The following is a 761-nucleotide window of genomic DNA, read 5'->3' as shown; positions in this document are numbered from 1 at the left end:
TCTTTCTGCTTGGCGCCGCGTTTTGCCGACTCATAGCCATAAGTTCTTGGCTGCGTATAAACATCAATCAGGGGTGCTGCAAAATTCATCAATAGCACAGCGAAAGCAAAGGCATCAGGGTATGCACCATAAACGCGAATAATATAGGTCAGTAAACCGATACCAATACCAAAAATCAAACGGCCACGAGTCGTGGTACATGAGGTAACGGGATCCGTTGCTATAAAGAAAGCTCCCAGCATGGTCGCACCAGACAGCATATGCAGGCTAAGCGGTGCGAACTGGTCTGCATCATAGCCCAAGACAAGCGCTGGCAAGGCCAAGCCAAGGATTACTCCCAAAGGCGTCTGCCAAGGTATGATCTTTTTCACAAGTAACACCAGGCCACCTGCCAGGAACATCAGATTTACCCATTCCCAACCCAAGGAAAATCCGGCACCAAATACCGGATTTTGCAGAACGACATCCGCAGTAGAGTGTGCAATTTCATGCTTATAGACATCCAAAGGCGTCGCCCCACTATAACCATCTGCTATGGTACCACCCCATATTGCATCAAGCGTTGCTCCCAGCGTTGCTGGAGAGTCCAATAAAGTCTGCGGTGTTGCCCAATTGGTCGTCATCGCTACAGGAAAAGATACCAGCACCAAAGCATAACCCACCATTGCCGGGTTAAAGGGGTTATACCCCATTCCTCCGTATAAGTGTTTGGCAAAAACAATAGCAAATGCTGTCGCTACCAAAGATACCCACCAAGGCGC

The 761-nt window shown here is 48.9% G+C and carries 1 protein-coding gene; it reads right to left on the bottom strand.

What is annotated here, in order from left to right:
• On the bottom strand, positions 1 to 761 hold a 761-nt coding region (locus A3735_RS07370), incomplete at both ends, for an RnfABCDGE type electron transport complex subunit D (RefSeq protein WP_068637845.1).

The sequence above is a fragment of the Oleiphilus sp. HI0061 genome, from assembly GCF_001635675.1.
Note: the sequence above shows the minus strand (reverse complement) of the source record. Positions and strands in the feature narration are given on the sequence as shown.